Source organism: Mucilaginibacter angelicae (genome assembly GCF_042434235.1).
In the GTDB taxonomy this organism is placed as follows: Bacteria; Bacteroidota; Bacteroidia; order Sphingobacteriales; family Sphingobacteriaceae; genus Mucilaginibacter; species Mucilaginibacter angelicae.
The window spans coordinates 266,128-285,028 of record NZ_JBHLTS010000021.1 but is presented as its reverse complement, the minus strand read 5'-3'; the positions used below and the strand labels follow the sequence as shown (position 1 = coordinate 285,028).

Annotated in this window: 15 protein-coding genes; 11 read left to right on the top strand and 4 right to left on the bottom strand. The window is 43.1% G+C overall.

The annotated features are described in order from the left end of the window. Position 1: 1 nt before the first annotated feature. From ACFFGT_RS10940 to ACFFGT_RS10890, 11 genes are all read left to right on the top strand, one after another. Positions 2-1,507, top strand: a complete 1,506-nt coding sequence (locus ACFFGT_RS10940; RefSeq protein WP_377022564.1) for a RagB/SusD family nutrient uptake outer membrane protein — start codon at positions 2-4, stop codon at positions 1,505-1,507. Positions 1,508-1,596: 89 nt separating this feature from the next. Then, positions 1,597-4,173, top strand: coding sequence for a glycoside hydrolase 5 family protein (locus tag ACFFGT_RS10935; RefSeq protein ID WP_377022563.1), 2,577 nt, complete (start codon positions 1,597-1,599; stop codon positions 4,171-4,173). Positions 4,174-4,178: 5 nt separating this feature from the next. Next, on the top strand, positions 4,179-6,650 hold the full coding sequence (locus ACFFGT_RS10930; protein ID WP_377022562.1) for a glycoside hydrolase family 2 TIM barrel-domain containing protein: 2,472 nt from the start codon (positions 4,179-4,181) through the stop codon (positions 6,648-6,650). Between the two features lie 8 nt (positions 6,651-6,658). Further along, positions 6,659-7,696, top strand: a complete 1,038-nt coding sequence (locus ACFFGT_RS10925) for a glycoside hydrolase family 53 protein (RefSeq protein ID WP_377022561.1) — start codon at positions 6,659-6,661, stop codon at positions 7,694-7,696. Positions 7,697-7,771: 75 nt separating this feature from the next. Continuing rightward, entirely contained in the window at positions 7,772-9,151 is a 1,380-nt protein-coding gene (locus ACFFGT_RS10920) for a glycosyl hydrolase 53 family protein (RefSeq protein ID WP_377022560.1), read from the top strand. A gap of 16 nt (positions 9,152-9,167) precedes the next feature. Beyond that, positions 9,168-11,525, top strand: coding sequence for a glycoside hydrolase family 2 protein (locus ACFFGT_RS10915; protein ID WP_377022559.1), 2,358 nt, complete (start codon positions 9,168-9,170; stop codon positions 11,523-11,525). A gap of 31 nt (positions 11,526-11,556) precedes the next feature. Then, positions 11,557-12,567 carry an SMP-30/gluconolactonase/LRE family protein gene (locus ACFFGT_RS10910; protein WP_377022558.1) on the top strand — a complete coding sequence of 337 codons (1,011 nt, stop codon included), beginning with the start codon at positions 11,557-11,559 and terminating at the stop codon, positions 12,565-12,567. A 328-nt stretch (positions 12,568-12,895) separates the two neighbouring features. Then, complete coding sequence (locus tag ACFFGT_RS10905; protein ID WP_377022557.1) at positions 12,896-13,546, top strand: FadR/GntR family transcriptional regulator; 651 nt, start codon at positions 12,896-12,898, stop codon at positions 13,544-13,546. Positions 13,547-13,556: 10 nt separating this feature from the next. Continuing rightward, positions 13,557-14,390: a sulfite exporter TauE/SafE family protein gene (locus ACFFGT_RS10900; RefSeq protein ID WP_377022556.1), complete on the top strand. Its 834-nt coding sequence runs from the start codon at positions 13,557-13,559 to the stop codon at positions 14,388-14,390. Positions 14,391-14,408: 18 nt separating this feature from the next. Next, positions 14,409-14,810, top strand: a complete 402-nt coding sequence (locus ACFFGT_RS10895; RefSeq protein WP_377022555.1) for a DUF1634 domain-containing protein — start codon at positions 14,409-14,411, stop codon at positions 14,808-14,810. Between the two features lie 59 nt (positions 14,811-14,869). Next, entirely contained in the window at positions 14,870-15,655 is a 786-nt protein-coding gene (locus ACFFGT_RS10890) for an alpha/beta hydrolase (RefSeq protein WP_377022554.1), read from the top strand. Between the two features lie 193 nt (positions 15,656-15,848). Here the strand turns inward: ACFFGT_RS10890 and ACFFGT_RS10885 are convergent, their stop codons facing one another. The 4 genes from ACFFGT_RS10885 to ACFFGT_RS10870 all read right to left on the bottom strand — a co-directional run bounded on the left by ACFFGT_RS10885 (position 15,849) and on the right by ACFFGT_RS10870 (position 18,901). Next, complete coding sequence (locus ACFFGT_RS10885) at positions 15,849-16,541, bottom strand: 3-keto-disaccharide hydrolase (RefSeq protein ID WP_377022553.1); 693 nt, start codon at positions 16,539-16,541, stop codon at positions 15,849-15,851. A 6-nt stretch (positions 16,542-16,547) separates the two neighbouring features. Beyond that, entirely contained in the window at positions 16,548-17,432 is an 885-nt protein-coding gene (locus tag ACFFGT_RS10880; RefSeq protein ID WP_377022552.1) for a TIM barrel protein, read from the bottom strand. A gap of 38 nt (positions 17,433-17,470) precedes the next feature. Next, positions 17,471-17,923 carry a VOC family protein gene (locus ACFFGT_RS10875; protein WP_377022551.1) on the bottom strand — a complete coding sequence of 151 codons (453 nt, stop codon included), beginning with the start codon at positions 17,921-17,923 and terminating at the stop codon, positions 17,471-17,473. Between the two features lie 117 nt (positions 17,924-18,040). Beyond that, positions 18,041-18,901 (bottom strand): sugar phosphate isomerase/epimerase family protein, encoded by an 861-nt coding sequence (locus tag ACFFGT_RS10870; RefSeq protein ID WP_377022550.1) that lies wholly within the window; start codon positions 18,899-18,901, stop codon positions 18,041-18,043.

Genomic DNA, 18,901 nt, shown 5'->3' with positions numbered 1-18,901 from the left:
AATGGAAAGCTTAAAAAATAAACGAATTAAATTAGCGAAGTACACAGTACTTATGCTAAGCTGTTGTGCACTGGTACTGGTAGATTCAGGTTGCAAAAAGGCGCTGGACTCTAAAGTTTATAGCCAGATATCGCCAAGTAACTTTTACAAAACCGAATCGGACATTAACGCCGCGGTGATAGTTATTTACAGCCCTTTCTCATCAAACTGGGATCAAACCGATTTGGGCAACAACCAGCAATCGGCCTCGCTGTATAATGCAGATATAAAAACGTATCTGTTAAAAAGCATCATGACAACCGATGAAGCCAGCACAGACTGGGATCAGAATTTAACCAATTATACCTGGGGCCCGGCTACCTATCAGGGCCTTAATAATTCGGTTTATCCGTACATAAGTTATGTGGCCAAGGCTACTGATGTTATTGATAATATATCTAAAGTTACTGCCGTTAGCGATCAGATAAAAAAGAGATATACCGCCGAAACAAAAGTTTTACGCGCCTGGCTGATGTATGTATTATATGACTTTTATGGCCCGGTTAATGCAACAACCGACCCTACCAAACTGGCCAGCCTTACCATTGCGCCACGGCCCACTGCCGAAGCATATTCCGCACAAATGATAAGTGACCTTACTTCGGCCATTCCCGATTTGCCGGCAAAATACAATGCCGACAATGCCAACTGGGGCCGCATGTCGCAGGGCGTAGCGCAAATGCTGCTGTTAAAGATTTACATGATGAACAAACAATGGGATAAAGCAGAGGCTACTGCTAAAACCATTATGGGCATGGGTTATAGCCTGATGTCAAATTATGCTGATGTATTTAATGTAAAACAGAACAATGAACTGATATATGCTACACCTACCAACAGTGCAAGCCCTAATTATTGGGTACAGGAAGTACTGCCAGGCGATTTTACCGCATCACCGCTGTTAACAAGAGGACCGGGATGGGCAGGTTATTACATGCCATGGGCATTTTACAACAAATATGAAGCAGCCGACACCCGCAAAAGCACAATCATAGCATCATATACCAACACCAGCGGCAAAACAATTAACCAGTCAACCGGCTTAAGAGGTGCAATCCCTCTTAAATATACCGGCGTATTGGGTGATGGGCCCGGCTACTCATTTGATGTCGTTGTGTTCAGATATGCTGAAGTATTGCTATCATTGGCCGAAGCTATAAATGAACAGCGCGGCCCGGCCGACGCTTACCAATATGTAAATATGGTACGTAAACGCGCCGGAGTCAGCAATTTCTCAGAGATGAGCACTGCCGATTTCCGCGCCGCATTGCTTGACGAAAGCGGCCGCGAATTGTACTGCGAAGGCTCACGCCGTCAAACATTGGTAAGGCAGGGTGTGTTGATATCCAATGCCAAGGCACGCGGAAAAACAGCCGCTCAGGATTTCATGACCCTTTTCCCGATACCAAGCAATGTAATGATCCAGGGTAATGGAATACTCAAACAAAATCCGGGGTATTCTCAATAATATATGACTTCATAAGGTTTGGTACTCAATTAAAAGTGCTGTCTTTTGGCAGCACTTTTTAATAACCTGATACAATTTTAGCTTAATCTATGAAATACTACATCTTACTAACCGTCATTTCCATTTTTTCCATGTTTGCCCAACCCGCCCATGCACAACAAAGCAAGAATTTAGTGTATATGGATAAACAAGGTCGGCTGCGATGGGAAAAAGATAAATCGGAGGTTTATCTCTTCGGCGTAAACTATACCGTACCCTTTGCTTATGGCTACCGCTCCATGAAGGCTATGAATAAGGACATTGAGAAAGAGATTGATGAAGATACCTATCACATGGCACGTATGGGGGTGAACGCTTTCAGGGTCCATATCTGGGATACGGAGATCAGCGATTCGGCTGGCAACCTTTTACAGAATGAGCACCTGAAATTGTTTGATTATTTACTTTACCGCCTAAAGCAGCGTAATATCCGCATTATCATCACCACCATTGCCTTTTACGGTAATGGTTATCCACAAAAAGACGAACCTTCGATAGGGTTTTCCGCAAAATATGGTAAAGGCCCTGTTACACATATTGAAGAAGGAATTAAAGCACAGGAAAACTATATTAAACAGCTTTTACAGCACGTTAACCCCTATACCAAAATAAACTACCGCGATGAGCCCGATATTATCGGTACCGAACTCAATAACGAACCTGCCCATAGCGGCCCTAAAAGTGAGGTTACCACATACATTAACAGACTGGAGGCTGCTGCACGCAGTACCGGTTGGAGTAAACCCATTTTTTACAACATCAGTCAAAACCCCTCATATGCTGATGCCGTTGCCAAATCAAATGTTAATGGCTTCAGTTTTCAGTGGTACCCTACAGGCTTGGTAGAGGGGCACGAACAAAAAGGTAATTTTTTGCCCAATGTAGATCATTACCAGATCCCTTTTGATACCATACCCGAGTTTAAAAATAAAGCACGCATGATATATGAGTTTGATGCTGCCGATGTTTTACAGTCATGCTTATACCCGGCAATTGCCCGCAGTTTTAAACAGGCCGGCTTTCAGTGGGTAACACAATTTGCATACGATCCGCTTGGTAACGGCTATGCCAATACAGAATATCAAACCCATTACCTTAACCTGGCCTATACACCGGCAAAAGCTATCAGCTATTTAATTGCCACCAGGGTATTTCGCCAGCTTCCAAAAGAAAAAAAATATGGTACTTATCCTGCCGACAGCGTTTTTGATGCCTACCATGTAAGCTACAACCAGTCAATGAGTGAGATGAATACGGCTGGTGAATTTTACTATTCAGGTACAACATCTTCAGCGCCGGCTGATGTGAAAAAATTAGAGCATATTGCCGGTGTAGGCTCCTCGGCTATAATACAATACAGGGGGTACGGCGCTTACTTTTTGGATAAACTCAAAAACGGGATCTGGCGGCTTGAGGTTATGCCGGATGCTATTACCGTACGTGATCCGTTTTCAAAACCCTCACCTGATCGTGAAGCAGTGCACATTCAATGGCATGACCAGCCAATGCAAATCAGTTTAACCGAGCTCGGGAACGATTTTAACATTAAGGCAGTTAATACCGGCAATGATTACAGCACAACAGCTGCCAACGGTTCATTCACAATAAAACCAGGTACTTACTTATTGTTTGTAAAGGGCAGTTCAATAACAAACCTTAAAAGTGAAAAAACTATGGGTGCTATTGGCCTCAACGAGTTTGTTGCCCCCCAGCCTTTCAGTAAAGATCCGTTTGTTCGGCATATTCCTGCTACCGAGATCAGCGCCGGAAAGGAATTTACAATAAAAGCAAAAATCATCAATATTGATCCGGATGCAAAAGTAACCCTGATGGTGAATAAGCCTTTCGGTTGGCCGGCTGCTATAGTTATGGAAAAGAGTACACCTTATGATTATAGCGCAACTATCCCTGCCGCACAGATAACATCGGGCATGTTAAATTACCATATCCTGATACAGCAGGGTGATAAATACCTGTCTTTTCCCGGAGGGCATGAAGGCGCCCCTGCTTCATGGAATTACCTGAATACCGAAAGTTGGCAAACTTTTGTGGCCGCGCCTTTGGGAAATTTAAGCTTGTTTAATGCAACAACCGACCGGGAAAATGCGAACACATACTTTTCAGGTCCGGGCCGTAGCGGTGGTGTTCAGTACATCAGCGGGGAAACAACGGGTCAGTTGGCCTTTAAAGCGGCAACCGCGGCCATCAGGAGAAATCAGGAAATGGGCTTTCAGCTTTATATAGGCGACAAAATAAAAGACCGCCTGCCCGAAGTTGCATCCTATGGCAAAATGGTGATAAGGGCACGGATGCAAACCGGCCAAAACGGTAAGCTTCGTGTGGCATTAATAAATAAAGATGCATCAGCATACGCGGCCTACATCGCTATGGGTGATCAGTACAAAAATATAGAAATACCGCTGTCAGCATTTAAGCCCGATTCCAACCTGATGGTACCAAGGCCTTATCCAGGTTTTCAGTCATTATGGTTTAAGGCCGGCTCTTTTAGCGGCTTAAGTATCCCCCAATTTGATAAGCTGGAGATCACTACAGTTGACGATCTCACCGCCGATCAGCTTAATAAACCTTATAGTATAGAAATAGAATCGGTATGGCTGGAAAATTGATAACTATGAAAAATATTTTTTTCGGCATCCTGCTGTTTTTAATGATAAGCAATATTGCACAGGCCAAACCTCAGCCGGGCCGCTATCATTTATTGATGGACCGTAACTGGAAGTTTTTGTTAGGAGATGATAAAAATGCCTCGACAGCCGATTTTAATGATAACTCCTGGCGGTTATTAGATTTGCCGCATGACTGGAGTATTGAAGGGGAATTTCAAAAAGATGCTCCTACAGGCGGTGGAGGAGGCTACCTGCCAACCGGCATTGGCTGGTACCGCAAGCAATTTACTTTGCCCGCTACTGTTAAAGGCAAAGAGGTAAATATCCAGTTTGATGGTGTTTATATGAACAGCGAAGTATGGATAAATAACCATTACCTTGGGAAAAGGCCAAACGGTTATATCAGTTTTGTATATGATCTTACGCCTTATCTTTTACCCGGAAAAAACACCATTGCAGTAAGGGTTGACAATTCAAAGCAACCTAATTCACGATGGTATTCCGGTTCGGGCATTTACCGGCATGTTTGGCTTAATATTACCAATCCCCTGCATATTGCACAATGGGGAACCTACATTACCACACCGCATGTAAATGCTGACTCGGCCATCGTATCAATAAAAACAAACATCGAAAATAGTGGACAACCAGTTAGCGGTGCTACTCTAACGTCAACCGTGTATGATCAAAACGGGCAGGCATTGGTCTCTGCCAACGTCCCTGTTTCACTTGGCGCTAAAGCAACCAATGTCTTTGAACAACAGCTAAAAGTTAGTTCACCTGCTTTATGGTCTGTTGATACGCCGCAGCTGTATACCATGCATTCTGTTATTAAAAAAGGTGGAAAAATCATTGACGAGTTTAAAAGCACCTTCGGGATCCGTGAAATAGCATACAATGCAGTAAACGGTTTTTTGCTCAATGGCAAAAGATTAAAAATGAATGGTGTTTGCCTGCATCATGACGGCGGCTGCGTTGGCGCTGCCGTGCCCATAAAAATATGGGAGACCCGGCTAAAATTATTAAAAAACATGGGGTGTAATGCCATCCGCACCTCGCATAACCCGGTTGCCCCGGAGCTGTTGGACCTGTGTGATAAAATGGGGTTCCTGGTAATGGACGAAGCTTTTGATGCCTGGGAAAGCGGAAAAGTAATTAATGACTATCACTTATATTTCGATGAATGGTCGCAGATTGACCTGACCGACCAGATCCACCGAGACCGCAACCACCCGTCGATTGTATTATGGAGTGCGGGAAATGAAATCCCCGACCAAACCAGTGACAGAGGTGTTGAATTATTAAAAGGTTTGTTAAACACTTTTCATAAAGAAGACCCTACAAGGCCGGTTACCACTGCCAACGATGATATAGCGGCAGACGGCAATTCGACCAAACTTGCTTTTATGGAGGCTGAAGATATTGTAGGCTATAATTATGTTGACCGCTGGCATGAACGCAGGGAGCTGTTTTACTCCATCGACCGTTATGATCACCCGCAATGGAAAATGATTGGTACAGAAAGCGAATCATTAAGAAATCCGGCAGAATATTCTTTAGGTACAGATGTGAAAAAGGTGCATGCAAATTATCTGTCCGGAATGGTGCGTACAGAACAGCTTTGGAAATTTGTATCGGTTCATGATTATGTGATCGGCGATTTTATGTGGACTGGTATCGATTATTTGGGCGAAGCCCGCTGGCCGGGTAAAGGCTCATCTTCCGGCGAGATCGACATGACTAACCGGCCAAAGGATGGTTATTATTTTTACCAGAGCCAATGGACAAATAAACCCGTATTACACCTTTTCCCCCGCTGGAACTGGCAGGGGCGAGAAGGGCAGATCATCCCGGTTTTAGCCTACACCAATTGTGATACGGTTGAACTGTTTGTTAATGGTAAGTCGTATGGGATAAAGGTGCAGGAATTTCCGAGACAAGGCAATTCGGGCAAATGGAACAAATATGACAGGCCCGAAGTGAATATCACTACTGCCGATCTGCATTTGTCATGGGATGTAGCATATGAACCGGGCACTATCAAAGCCATTGGTAAAAAAGACGGCAAAGAAGTAATTATTGCCGAAATGCCCACCGCAGGCAAGCCATCGGCACTAAAATTAACCGCCGATACCAATATTGTACAAGCCGATGGAAAAGATGTGGCCCTTATATATGCCGAGGTGGTAGATGAGCAGGGCAATATCGTACCTGATGCCGCAAACCAGGTAAATTTTACAGTGAGTGATAATGGAAAACTGTTGGGCGTTGATAATGGCAATCAGCAGGATGACAATTCATTTAAATTAAGCAATCGAAAAGCTTTTAAAGGGCATGTGTATGCAGTAGTGCAAGCGGGCCGCAAACCAGGAAATATCACCATTGAAGCCCGGGCTGATGGCTTAAAAGCAGTATCGCTAACTGTACAAGCGCAAAAACAGACTGTTGAAATAATGGCCTTTGAAGACCTTAAATGACCCCGAATATGAAGAAAAATAAAGCATTAAAAATTACCTACAACGCAGCCGCTATCCTGTCCTGTATTTTAAGCATCAATATGCTTATGAGTTTTGACTCGATATCTGGTAAGAACAAACGCGTAAATTTTTATAAAATCTTAGGTGCCGACATTTCATTTCTTCCGCAGCTGGAGGCTTCGGGGCGCAAGTTTTATGATAAAGGCACAGAAAAAGATATGCTACAAATACTTAAAGATCACGGGTTTAATTACATCAGGCTACGTCTTTTTAATAACCCTGCAGCCGATAGCGGTTATTCTAAAAAAGGGTTCTGTGACCTGGAGAATACAAAAAAAATGGCGTTAAGGATTAAAGGTGCAGGCATGGGGTTTTTACTTGATTTTCATTACAGTGATAACTGGGCCGACCCGGGGAAACAGCATAAGCCCGCTGCATGGAAATCAGCCAATTTTCAGCAGTTACAGGATTCTCTTAAAGCTTTTACAAAAAACACGCTGCTGGCCCTAAAAGTTCAGGGCACTATACCTGATATGGTGCAAGTGGGTAACGAGATAAACCACGGCATGTTGTGGCCCGACGGCCAAAGCAAAAACCTGGATACGCTGGCCGCTTTTTTTAAAGCGGGTATTGATGGTGTCAGGTCAGTTGATAAATCTGTCAAAATAATGCTCCATATAGCTTGCGGCGGCCAAAACGGCGAATCAAGGTACTTTCTTGATAACATGCTTAAACGCGGTGTAAAATTTGACATTATCGGCGAATCCTATTACCCGGAATGGCATCATACACCTGATAGCTTAAAACGAAACCTCACTGATCTGACTACTCGTTACAAACAGGATGTAATAGTTGCCGAATATACGCGGCATAAGCAGGAAGTAAATGACATTGCATTTTCGTTACCCGGCAATAAATTAAAAGGCACATTTATCTGGGAACCCATTAATACAGGCGAACCAGCTTTTGACCGGAGCGGTAATATCATTGATTCGTTAATGAATATTTACCCTGCAATTAACAAAAAGTACAACATTAAGCAATAACCAGATAATTATAGCAAAGGCCGATTGCAGCTTTTGCCAGGCCTCTATTAACACTTCTTCAAAAGTTTTAACACCATGACTAAGATTTTCTTTTCACTCCTGATATTTTCAATATCCTGCTCCCCTTTTGCCAGGGCGCAAAGCGGTAAGCCTGCAGAGATAGTGGTTACCCCCTACAAAACAACCATGATAGCCAACGGTAAAGACAGGGCTTTAATCAACATAAGTGTGATTGATAAACAGGGGATTGAAGTTAGCAGCGCCGATAACGTTATCCGCATAAAAATTACAGGGGATGCCGCTGTGATCAGTGCAAACAATAAAAGCGTTCCTGCAAATGATATGACATCTTTTCAGGAAAAGCTAATTGACGGAAAGCTGAGCATAGTGCTGCAGGCTGGCAAAAACAAAGACGTAGTTAAGTTTGATGCCATGGCAGATAGCCTGATCACCGGCTCTACCGAAATACATACCGTGCAGCCAGGTATCCCCCATCCCGTTACAACCGGAACTCCGGTTGCGGGTAAAGGAACGATTGATTATAAAATAATAGGCGCCGACATTTCTTTTTTGCCGCAGCTGGAAGCCCGCGGGATGAAATTTTATGATAAAGACAGTCAGCAAAAAGATGCGATTGAAATTTTAAAGGAGAATGGCTTCAACTACATCCGGTTACGCATTTTTAACCACCCTGAAGTTACCAAAGGCTATTCGCCAAATAAGGGATTTTGCGACCTGCAGCACACCATGCAAATGGCCAAACGGATAAAAGCTGCCGGACTAAAGTTTTTGCTTGATTTTCATTATTCTGACACCTGGGCCGATCCGCAACGCCAGGATGTTCCTGCGGTTTGGAGTAAACTCGATTTCCCTGCACTTAAGGACTCATTATTTAATTACACAAAAACCGTAATGCAAACCTTGAAAAACCAGGGTACAGTACCCGATATGGTACAGGTAGGAAACGAGATAAACCATGGCATGGTATGGCCGTATGGGGAGATCAACAACCTGGATAGCCTGGCAAATTTAATTTACGCAGGCGTTAGTGCAGTAAAAACAGTTAACCCGGCAACAAAGATCATGATCCACATTGCGCTGGGCGGCCAAAACGAGGAAGCCCATTTCTTTTTAGATAATATGCTGAAACGCAATGTTCCTTTTGATGTTATCGGGCTATCTTATTATCCCAAATGGCATGGTACTTTAAAAGATCTTCAGGCTAATGTGAACAACCTTGCAGCAACTTATAAAAAGTATGTAATGGTTGCGGAGTATTCACAATTAAAGCAGCAGGTTAATGATATCGCATTTTCTGTCCCCGGAAACAGGGCACTTGGCACCTTTATATGGGAGCCCTTGAGTACCTGGGAATCTGTTTTTGACAAACAAGGCAAGGCCAATGCATTTCTTGAAGTCTATCCTGTTATCGCCCGGAAATATAACGTTCACTAAGTTTTATCCCCTTTAAATGAAAAAGCTACTACTTTGTATATTACTAATCATAAGCTGTTTAATAAAAATTAAAGCACAACTAAAAATTTCATCAACCACGAGCTTTAATGCTAACTGGGAGTTTGTAAAAGATATTGATACAACAAATTCGGCCCGGTTACTGAGTAATATCAGCACTCCAAACGTTAACTGGGAGAAAATATCATTGCCCCATACAGCTCATATTGAACCTGTTAAAAAAGTTAAGGAACAATGGCAGGGCACTTGCTTTTATCGCAAGTATTTTACTATACCAACTGTAAATAAAGGTAAACATATCGCTATTAAATTTGATGCCGCCATGCACGAGGCAGATGTTTATCTCAACGGCAAACATATATATAAACACCTGGGAGGCTTTTTGCCATTTTACATTGATATTTCAGACAATGTATTATTTGGCAAATCAAATTGTATCCTGGTTAAATTAAACAATCAGGACAATCCGGATATTCCGCCGGCAAAACCAATAAAAGACCTCGATTATAATTACTACGGAGGGATTTACCGTGATGCCTGGCTAATCATTAAAAATAAGATCTATATCAGTGATGCGGTACAGGCCGGTCATGAAAACGGCGGAGGCATTTTGTTGCATGACGAAGAGGTAAGCGATAAACAGGCAAAACTGATTGTTAAAACAGAGGTTAATAATGACTTTGATCAGCAAAAAACAGTAAGTGTAAAAATTAACCTCAAGGATAAAACAGGCAAAACAGTTGCTACATCGCTGGCCGGTAAGCAATTGTTAAAACCCAATTCCTTTGGATCTTTTACGCAAAATTTAACGGTCAATTCTCCAAAACTATGGTCGCCGTCACACCCTGAACTATACAGTGTACAGGTTCAGGTTTTAGAAAACGGAAAAATCATTGACGAACAAACATTTAATACCGGCATAAAGACCTTTAAGTTTGAGGCAAGTGGTTTTTATCTGAATGGCGAAAAATTTAAGATTGTTGGCACTAACCGCCACCAGGAATATCCATATATCGGTTATGCCCTCTCAAATAATGCGCAATACAGGGATGCCTGGAAGATAAAAAACGCAGGTTATAATTTTGTAAGGTGCTCTCATTATCCCCCATCGCCCGCTTTCCTGGATGCCTGCGATGAGCTGGGCATCCTGGTAATGGATGCCATACCAGGATGGCAGTTTTTTGGAGGCCTCACCTTTCAGGAAAACAGCTTTCAGAATATCCGCGATATGATCCGTCGCGACCGTAACCATGCGGCTATCGTTTTATGGGAGGCATCCTTAAATGAAACCGATATGAGCAATCCTTATATGGATACTGCAAACAGTATAGTACACCGCGAGCTTCCGTTTAAAGATGTTTTTTCAACCGGCTGGAAAGATTATGCATTTGATGTTTTTAACCCTGCCCGCCAACATTTAAAAGCGCCTGATTACTGGAAAAAATACAATAAAAATAAACCATTGCTCATTGCGGAGTATGGCGATTGGGAATATTATGCACAAAATGCCGGATTTAATCAAACAGAATACCAAAACTTAACCAAGGAAGAAAAATCGTCAAGGCAGGTGCGTGGTTACGGGCAGGAACGTTTATTGCAACAGGCCCTTAATTACCAGGAAGCACATAATGACAATTTTAACGGCAATATCGTGGGCGACGTTAACTGGTTGATTTTCGATTATAAAAGAGGCTATGCCACTGACCTTGAAACATCGGGAGTAATGGATATTTTCAGGATCCCCAAATTCTCTTACTATTTTTATGCGAGTCAACGTAATACTGATGAAAGCCGGCCGATGCTCTTCATAGCCAATTACTGGAATGACCCAACAGATAAGGTTGTTAAAATTTACAGCAATTGCGATGAGGTTGAAGTGAAATTAAACGGAACCCTCATTGCCAGGCAAAAACCGGATACCGGGATAAACACCAATAATTTAAAGCATCCGCCATTTACCTTTAAGGTTGCCAAATATCAGCCGGGTAGTTTACAGGCAACAGGATATATTAACGGGCGGGAAGTAATTACTTCAACATCGGCTACGCCGGGTAAACCTTACAAAATTGTATTAAAGGCAGATTACAGCGGCAAACCCTTTAAAGCGGGAACTAATGATGCGTTATTTGTGTATGCTTATGTAACCGATATAAACGGGATAACGGTTTGTGATGCCACAAACCTCGTGAAATTTTCGGTTGATGGCAGCGCGAAGATTATTGGTGACAAAACCGGCAATGCAGAAGCCGGAATAGCGCCTGCATTGATAATGGGGATGGATAAACCCGGAAAAGTTTTAATAAAAGCAATCGGCGATCAGCTTGTTCCGGGCAATCTATCGGTGATTTTGCATTAACTTAGATAAACTTTAAACCAAAATACCAATTATGATAACCTGGAATAAATTTTTACCGGTTGCACTGGGCATTTTAATAAGCGGAGTTACCGAGGGCTATGCACAGGCTGCAAAACCATTAATGACAATCGAAAAGCTTGATCCGCAGTTTAGCACTTTAGTAAGTAAAACCGCGAAGGCCGAGATTTTAGCCGATGGTTTTATATGGAGCGAAGGGCCTGTATGGATAGAACGATATAAAATGTTCCTGTTCTCAGATGTTAAAAAGAACGTCATTTATAAATGGACCAAAGAAAAGGGCAAAGAGATCTATCTTTCACCTTCGGGTTATACCGGCAAAATACCGCGTGGCGGGGAGTTAGGTTCAAATGGTTTGGGTTTAAATATAAAAGGGCAATTGATTATATGCCAGGATGGCGACAGGGCGGTATCTATAATGGATGCTCCTTTGGATAAGCCAAAAGCAAAATTCATAAAACTGGCCGCCGGCTACCATGGAAAAAAATTTGACAGCCCTAATGATCTCGCTTTTTTGGCTAACGGTGATATCTATTTTACCGACCCTCCTTACGGTCTTGAAAAAAACGTAGATGATCCCCTGAAAGAAGCCAAATACCAGGGCGTTTATAGAATTTCGGCCAATGGCAAAATTACCCTGCTTACCGATACACTTACACGACCAAATGGCATCGCTTTTTTCCCCGGAGGGAAAACCATACTGATCTCCAATTCTGATCAGGGAAAAGCCTACTGGTATGCTTATGATCTGGATAAAAATGGCTTGTTTACCCATGGCCGGATATTTTACAGCGCTAATGCGGCCACCAAAAAAGCCGCAGGCATGCCCGATGGGATGAAGATTGATAAAAAAGGCAACGTATTTGCTTCCGGGCCCGGAGGTCTATGGATATTTAACAGGAACGGTAAATTACTTGGCAAAATGATATTTAATGATGTAGTATCCAATTGCAGTCTTTCTGCTGATGAAAAAAACCTTTATCTGACGTCCAATCACCGTGTTCTGAAAGTAGATTTAAGATAGGTAAAACTTCAATTGGAATCATGAATTAAGGTGGAAGAAAAAGCCCAAAAGACCTATCAGGATGCATTGACTGAATGAGAATTGTCGGCGTCAGCGCCGTCGAGATCGTTTCGGCAAACATAATGCAGCCAAAAAACGGCCGGGAAATGATAGGGATCGCCCCCGTCACTTTCCGGTTACCTTACAATTAATTGCAGTCAGACGAGCAATTATTAGCTTCCATATCTCGTACAAACTTCTATAATATAAGTGTCAAATTATAAAAACATCTTCCAAACATCTGATGTTTAAATTAAAACATCGTATGTTTGTACCATAATTGACATCAATGAAAAATCAAAAATTATCAGATCAGGTTTCCGCAAAGATCAGGCAGGATATACTTGACGGAAAATATAAGGCTGGAGAAAAAATACCGGCCGAGCCTGAGTTGATGAAAGTTTATGAAGTTGGCCGGTCAAGTATCCGCGAGGCGATCAAAAGCCTGGCAATGGCCGGTATTCTGAAAGTTCGGCAAGGTTCAGGCACTTTTGTTAACGAAGTACTGCCGGAAGAGAACATGGCCGAGAAGTTACGCGTGGCCGATTTCGACGAGATCAATGCCGTGAGGAAATTACTGGAGGAAGAGATTGTGAGGCTTGCGGTAGAAAATCATACACAGGCAGAGTTGGAAGAAATTGAAAAACACCTTACGCTCAGGAAACTGGCAATCATCGCAGAGGACAGGCCGGCCTGCACCAATGCCGATATCGCCTTCCACCTGGCTATAGCCAATGCATCCCATAATAAGGTGCTGGCTTCTCTCTATCAAAATTTCACCCATACTATCCGTACCTTTTTTTCCAAACGCGAAGCACAGGGCATCGGGCATTTTGCTATGAGCCATCACCTGCATGCAGAACTTTTACATGCCATTAAAACCAAAAGAAAAAAACAAGCCCAGGAACTCATCCGGAATATCCTGGATCATAATTATTAATTCAACTATCATGACTATTCTCACATTCACTTTAATATTATTGGCCGGCGCTTACCTTGCCGGCCTGGTGGGCTCCCTTACCGGATTAGGCGGAGGCGTAGTGGTAATACCACTGCTTACACTTGTTTTTCAAGTTGATATCCGGTACGCCATTGGCGCGGCCTTGCTGGCCTCTATTGCTAATTCATCGGGTGCAGCCAGTGCCTATGTAAAGGAAGGCATAACCAATATCCGCCTGGGCATGTTCCTGGAAATTGCGACTACCGTAGGCGCAGTTGCAGGTGCGGTGATCGCCGTATATACGCCTACCAATACCATAGCTATTCTTTTCGGCGCGATCCTGCTTTTTTCGGCAGCAATGACCATCCGTAAAAAGAACCAGCAAGCATTGACCAGCGGAAGCGCCCTATCCCTGAAACTTAAGCTTAACAGCAGTTATCCTACTAAAGAGGGAGAAGTGAAATACCAGTTAAAAAATGTAGGCGCCGGCTTCTCGATCATGACGCTTGCGGGCATCATGTCCGGTTTACTGGGCATTGGCTCCGGCGCTCTTAAAGTATTGGCTATGGATTCAACTATGCACATCCCCTTTAAAGTTAGCACCACCACCAGTAATTTCATGATCGGCGTAACTGCTGCTGCGAGCGCGGTGGTTTACCTGCAACGTGGTTATATGGACCCCGGCATTGCATTCCCGGTTGTACTGGGTGTTTTGGGCGGCGCATTTACCGGCTCAAAGCTATTAACCCGCCTGGACCCCAAAGTATTAAAATACATTTTTTGCCTGGCCATCTCCTTTGTTGCCATCGAGATGATCTACAACGGCTACAATCACCAGTTTTAAAAATTCAACCGGTCAATCATGAAAAATTTAATTTCAAAACATTTCCTTGCCGATAAGGATATCGAACAGCTTATCGGCTTACAGTTAAGATACGGCGTGATCATTTCCAGCCTGATCGTACTGGCTGGCGGGGTACTTTACTTAAGCCAATCCGGGCAGTTGCCCTTGCCCCCCTACCACCATTTTGCAGGCACAAAGGGCGGTTTTACCAGTTTAGGAGAGATCTTGTCCGGAATGGCAGCGATGCGCGCCGGGGGGATCATCCAGTTTGGTGTTGTAGTATTGGTTGCCACCCCTATTTTACGGATTGCATTTTCCCTGCTCGGATTTGTGCTGGAAAAAGACAAGATGTATATCCTGATCACAGCAATCGTCCTTACAGTGATGATGCTGAGCATATTCGGCGGACTTAAGATTTAAAGCGCGGGCCTTATTACAAACCTGTTCAAAATGTATTTTTTAATTTAAGAACTGTTATCATGAAAAATTCAATCTTTAAAAACAGGATCTGCTTGTTTTATGCAATCCTCTTTCTTTCAGTTTGCTATTGCGGCAATACGGTTGCCCAGCAACCTGCAGGCATCAAAAACATCGTACTCGTACACGGCGCTTTTGTTGACGGCTCCGGCTGGAAACCCGTTTACGACATCCTTGTAAAAAAGGGGTATCACGTTAGCGTGACCCAGCAGCCATTAACATCCTTCGACATTGATGTGGCAGCGGTTAAAAGGGTGCTCAGTATGCAGGATGGCCCATGTATCCTGGTAGGCCATAGTTATGGTGGGGCTATTATCACCGTAGCCGGAAATGATGACCATGTAGCCGGGCTGGTCTACATTGCAGCCCACGCACCCGACAACGGCGAGAGCGAAGGAGGTAACGGTAAACTATACCCATCGGCCTATAAATCTTTGCAGAAAGGCACCGATGGATTTGACTATATCGCACCGGAAAGCTTTTATCCCGATTTTGCTGCCGACCTGCCCAAAGCGGTAGCTGAGTTTACAGCCAATGCCCAAATGCCCGCAGCTGATGCCGTATTCCACGCAGTTATTCAAAACCCGGCCTGGAGGGTAAAACCCAGCTGGTATATGGTAGCCAAATCAGACCGTATCATCAACCCGGACTTGGAACGCATGTACGCCAAACGCGCAAAGAGCACCGTTGTAGAGGTTGAAGGAGCCAGTCATTCTGTTTATGAATCTCATCCGGAAGAGGTGGCAAGGCTGATCATTGATGCAGCAACACATAGCCCGGTTAAATAAATGTAAGTATCGAAAATATATCTCAACATTCCCATCCGGAATGGTCGCCGTACAAAGAGAGGCTGTCGCCTGCAGTATGGTAGCAAATGTGAGCTTAGCTCAATTAGCCCGGACTTAAGCTATCAACATCTCTTTGCATATTACATGAAGCGCCGGTATCTTTGACCGGCGCTTCATGTAATATGAGAAAGCTTTACAAACGCTTTATCTTGATATTTTTCAGCCACACTTTTTGCCCATGATGCTGAAACATAATGTGCCCGCTGGTTGATTTGGCAAAATTGGGATTGCTCTTATATTTACTGCGGCCAATCAAATCATTCAGGGCTGCAGAGCCAAGCTCATACTCAACCACTTTCCGGCCATTGATCCATTGCTCCACATGGCCATGATCAACCAATAACCTCGCCGTATTAAATTCACCAACGGGTTTAAGCTGTTTATTTTGCGGCGCTATCAAATCATATAATGATCCGGCAGAGCGCCTTGGTTCATGATCATTAAAATCAATATCGTCCAATAGCTGCATCTCAAAATTATCCAGCCAGTTAGGGCTGTTGCCATTGCCTGATTCATGGCTGGAGTTTTCGAGCACATTATAAAAAATGCCGCTATTGCCGGCTTTAGATACCGCCCACTCCAATGTAAGGTCGAAATTGGTATAGGTTTCTTTTGTCAGGAAATCAACATTGGGCACACCGGTTTGAGCCACCAAAGCTCCATTCTCAATTTTCCATGCTTCAGATGGAAATGTATCCATCTTGTAACCACGTAGTTCAGTTACTGATTTACCGTCAAAAAGATAATGCCATTTATTAGTTTGCTGTCCATAGCTCATGCCTGTAACGGCACTTAATAGCATGAGTAAAAAAAATATTTTTTTCATAAGCGTTTAAACCAGGTTCTTTTTAATATAAGTTATACTTTGGGTAATGCTGTCATAAGGATCGGCCGGACATTTATCCTGTTCCACAAAAAAGTATTTTAAGCCTGCTTTACCGGCATGTTTAAATATCTTTTTAAAATCAATAGTACCATTACCAACCTCCGTAAACATCTTGCTTGCCGTATTATCCATGTCCTTGATATGCCATAAAGGGAAACGGCCCGGGTGCTCACTGATAAGTTCTATAGGATCCTGGTTGGCTTTAGTTACCCAGTACAGGTCCATTTCCATTTTTACCAATTGTTTATCGGTATTTGCCAGCAGCGTTTCATAAGGATACTTACCATCCTCATGGATAAATTCAAAATCATGATTATGGTAGCAAAGCTGGATACCTGCTTTTTTACAGGTTTCGCCTGCTTTATTAAAATCATCGGCTATTTTTTTATAATGATCTAATGTTCCGCGTTCAGGTACCGAAAGAAAGGCACAAACCATGTACTTGACACCTGCAGCAGCTGCATCATCTACTGCCCTGCCCCAATCGTTCAGGATAGTGCCTTTTTGTGATGATCCGTTTACCTGCTCTTCGCCCAAACGATAATGACAGCTTGGCATTGCCAATCCATTTTGTTTTAACAGCGCGGCAAAACCCGCGGGATCCAAACCATAAAATTTTTCGCTGCCGGTATATGTAGCACCCTCAACTGTGGTGTAACCAATTTGGGCTACCCTGGCTAAAGTTGCAGCTGCATCTTTCTGCATATAATCACGTACAGTGTATAACTGCAGGCCAATATATTTTTTATCGTAAGCAAATAATTGCGGGCTTATCAGCAAGCCTGCCGAAAGCGCCGCCGAAGTTTTTATAAATGAACGCCTGTTGATCATGTTTTTATAAATTAGGTTTGTTGAATTAATTGGTTTACTTAAAATTTATCATCATTTACTTCTATCCAGAAATTATCCGGATCCTGTAAATAAACTTGTTTAATACCATCGGGCCTCAGCTGCGGCGATTTGGAATCGCCCTTCCAGTTGCCATACTTTACATGCAGCTCATCAAGATGTTTGGCAAATACGGCAATGTCAGGTACCGAATAAGCGTAATGTGTATTGATATCATGCTCAAAAACTTCGGCCGCCCCTTGTATAACATGCAGCTGGCTGTGTGCGCCCGTCCGGAACCAAACATGTTTTCCATCATGAAAAGGCTCGGGAATTTCCTGCAATTGCATCACGTTGCGATAAAATGCGGCACTTTTGGCAAGGTCTTTAACATACAGCGCGTTATGATCTGCATGAGGGCTATTTTGAGCAAATGCCCGGCTTACTGTTATGAACAGTATCAGTAGTGTAAAGGAGTTTATCTTTTTTATCATGGCTTATTTTACTTTGGTTTTACTAAAAGCACCCCAAACGGGGTGCTTTCCCAATTAGTCAACTAAATCTCAATCAGGGAACTAAAAGTTTCATTAAACAAGTATCGCATTTCGTTTCTAATCAAAATATTTTAATTTTTTAAGGTAATCCAGATCATACCTGCTGCTTTCCAGGGCCGAACTGCTGTATTCTTCCTGTTCTACAAAAAAGTGTTTCAGTCCTGATTGCTTTACATGATCAAACAAGCCGTTGATATTTACACTCCCCTTTCCAAACTCGGTGCTTTGTTTGGTTTTGGCATCCATATCTTTCAAATGCCACAAAGGGAAACGTCCCGGATATTTGTTAAAATAATATTGAGGATCGGCCCCTGCCGCGATTACCCAACCCAGATCAAGCTCCATTTTTACCAGGTTAGGGTCGGTATGGTCAAGCAATACATCATACAAAGTTTGCTGGCCATCCTTTTCAAACTCCGACGAGTGGTTGTGATAACCGAATGTAATGCCTGATTTTTTACAAACCTCGGCGGCCTTTAAAAATGCATCACCGCTACGCTGATAATTAGCAACCGTTTGGCCGTTTTTTGGCAGAACGGAACAGATCAGATACGGCTGGCCGGCCTCTGCTGCTTCATCAACAGATTGCTGCCAATCGCCGTCAATACGTACATGGCCGCTGATGAGGCTTATACCCAGATCAGCAGTAATACTTTTTATCTCTTTAGGTTTTAAGCCGTAATAATTTCCTTTTTCGCTTTTGGCCGATTCTATTTCGTTATAACCCATTTTTGCAAGCATCGTTAAAGTACCCGTTGCATCTGCCATCATTTCTTTTCGCAGGGTATAAAGCTGAATACCTATTTTACGGGTTGGCTTACCGGCGGCTTTAAGTAACTGCGGTATTAAAAATATCCCGGCCGCTGCTGCGCCCGAAGTCATAAGAAATTTGCGCCTGTTATAATTATTTGATATCAT

Bases quoted from the DNA above. Each gene is read 5' to 3' on its own strand.
- ACFFGT_RS10870 (WP_377022550.1), bottom strand. From the start codon at position 18,901: ATGATATCAAATAATTATAACAGGCGCAAATTTCTTATGACTTCGGGC.
- ACFFGT_RS10925 (WP_377022561.1), top strand. From the start codon at position 6,659: ATGAAGAAAAATAAAGCATTAAAAATTACCTACAACGCAGCCGCTATC.
- ACFFGT_RS10890 (WP_377022554.1), top strand. From the start codon at position 14,870: ATGAAAAATTCAATCTTTAAAAACAGGATCTGCTTGTTTTATGCAATC.
- ACFFGT_RS10920 (WP_377022560.1), top strand. From the start codon at position 7,772: ATGACTAAGATTTTCTTTTCACTCCTGATATTTTCAATATCCTGCTCC.
- ACFFGT_RS10895 (WP_377022555.1), top strand. From the start codon at position 14,409: ATGAAAAATTTAATTTCAAAACATTTCCTTGCCGATAAGGATATCGAA.
- ACFFGT_RS10885 (WP_377022553.1), bottom strand. From the start codon at position 16,541: ATGAAAAAAATATTTTTTTTACTCATGCTATTAAGTGCCGTTACAGGC.
- ACFFGT_RS10905 (WP_377022557.1), top strand. From the start codon at position 12,896: ATGAAAAATCAAAAATTATCAGATCAGGTTTCCGCAAAGATCAGGCAG.
- ACFFGT_RS10875 (WP_377022551.1), bottom strand. From the start codon at position 17,923: ATGATAAAAAAGATAAACTCCTTTACACTACTGATACTGTTCATAACA.
- ACFFGT_RS10910 (WP_377022558.1), top strand. From the start codon at position 11,557: ATGATAACCTGGAATAAATTTTTACCGGTTGCACTGGGCATTTTAATA.
- ACFFGT_RS10935 (WP_377022563.1), top strand. From the start codon at position 1,597: ATGAAATACTACATCTTACTAACCGTCATTTCCATTTTTTCCATGTTT.
- ACFFGT_RS10930 (WP_377022562.1), top strand. From the start codon at position 4,179: ATGAAAAATATTTTTTTCGGCATCCTGCTGTTTTTAATGATAAGCAAT.
- ACFFGT_RS10900 (WP_377022556.1), top strand. From the start codon at position 13,557: ATGACTATTCTCACATTCACTTTAATATTATTGGCCGGCGCTTACCTT.
- ACFFGT_RS10940 (WP_377022564.1), top strand. From the start codon at position 2: ATGGAAAGCTTAAAAAATAAACGAATTAAATTAGCGAAGTACACAGTA.
- ACFFGT_RS10880 (WP_377022552.1), bottom strand. From the start codon at position 17,432: ATGATCAACAGGCGTTCATTTATAAAAACTTCGGCGGCGCTTTCGGCA.
- ACFFGT_RS10915 (WP_377022559.1), top strand. From the start codon at position 9,168: ATGAAAAAGCTACTACTTTGTATATTACTAATCATAAGCTGTTTAATA.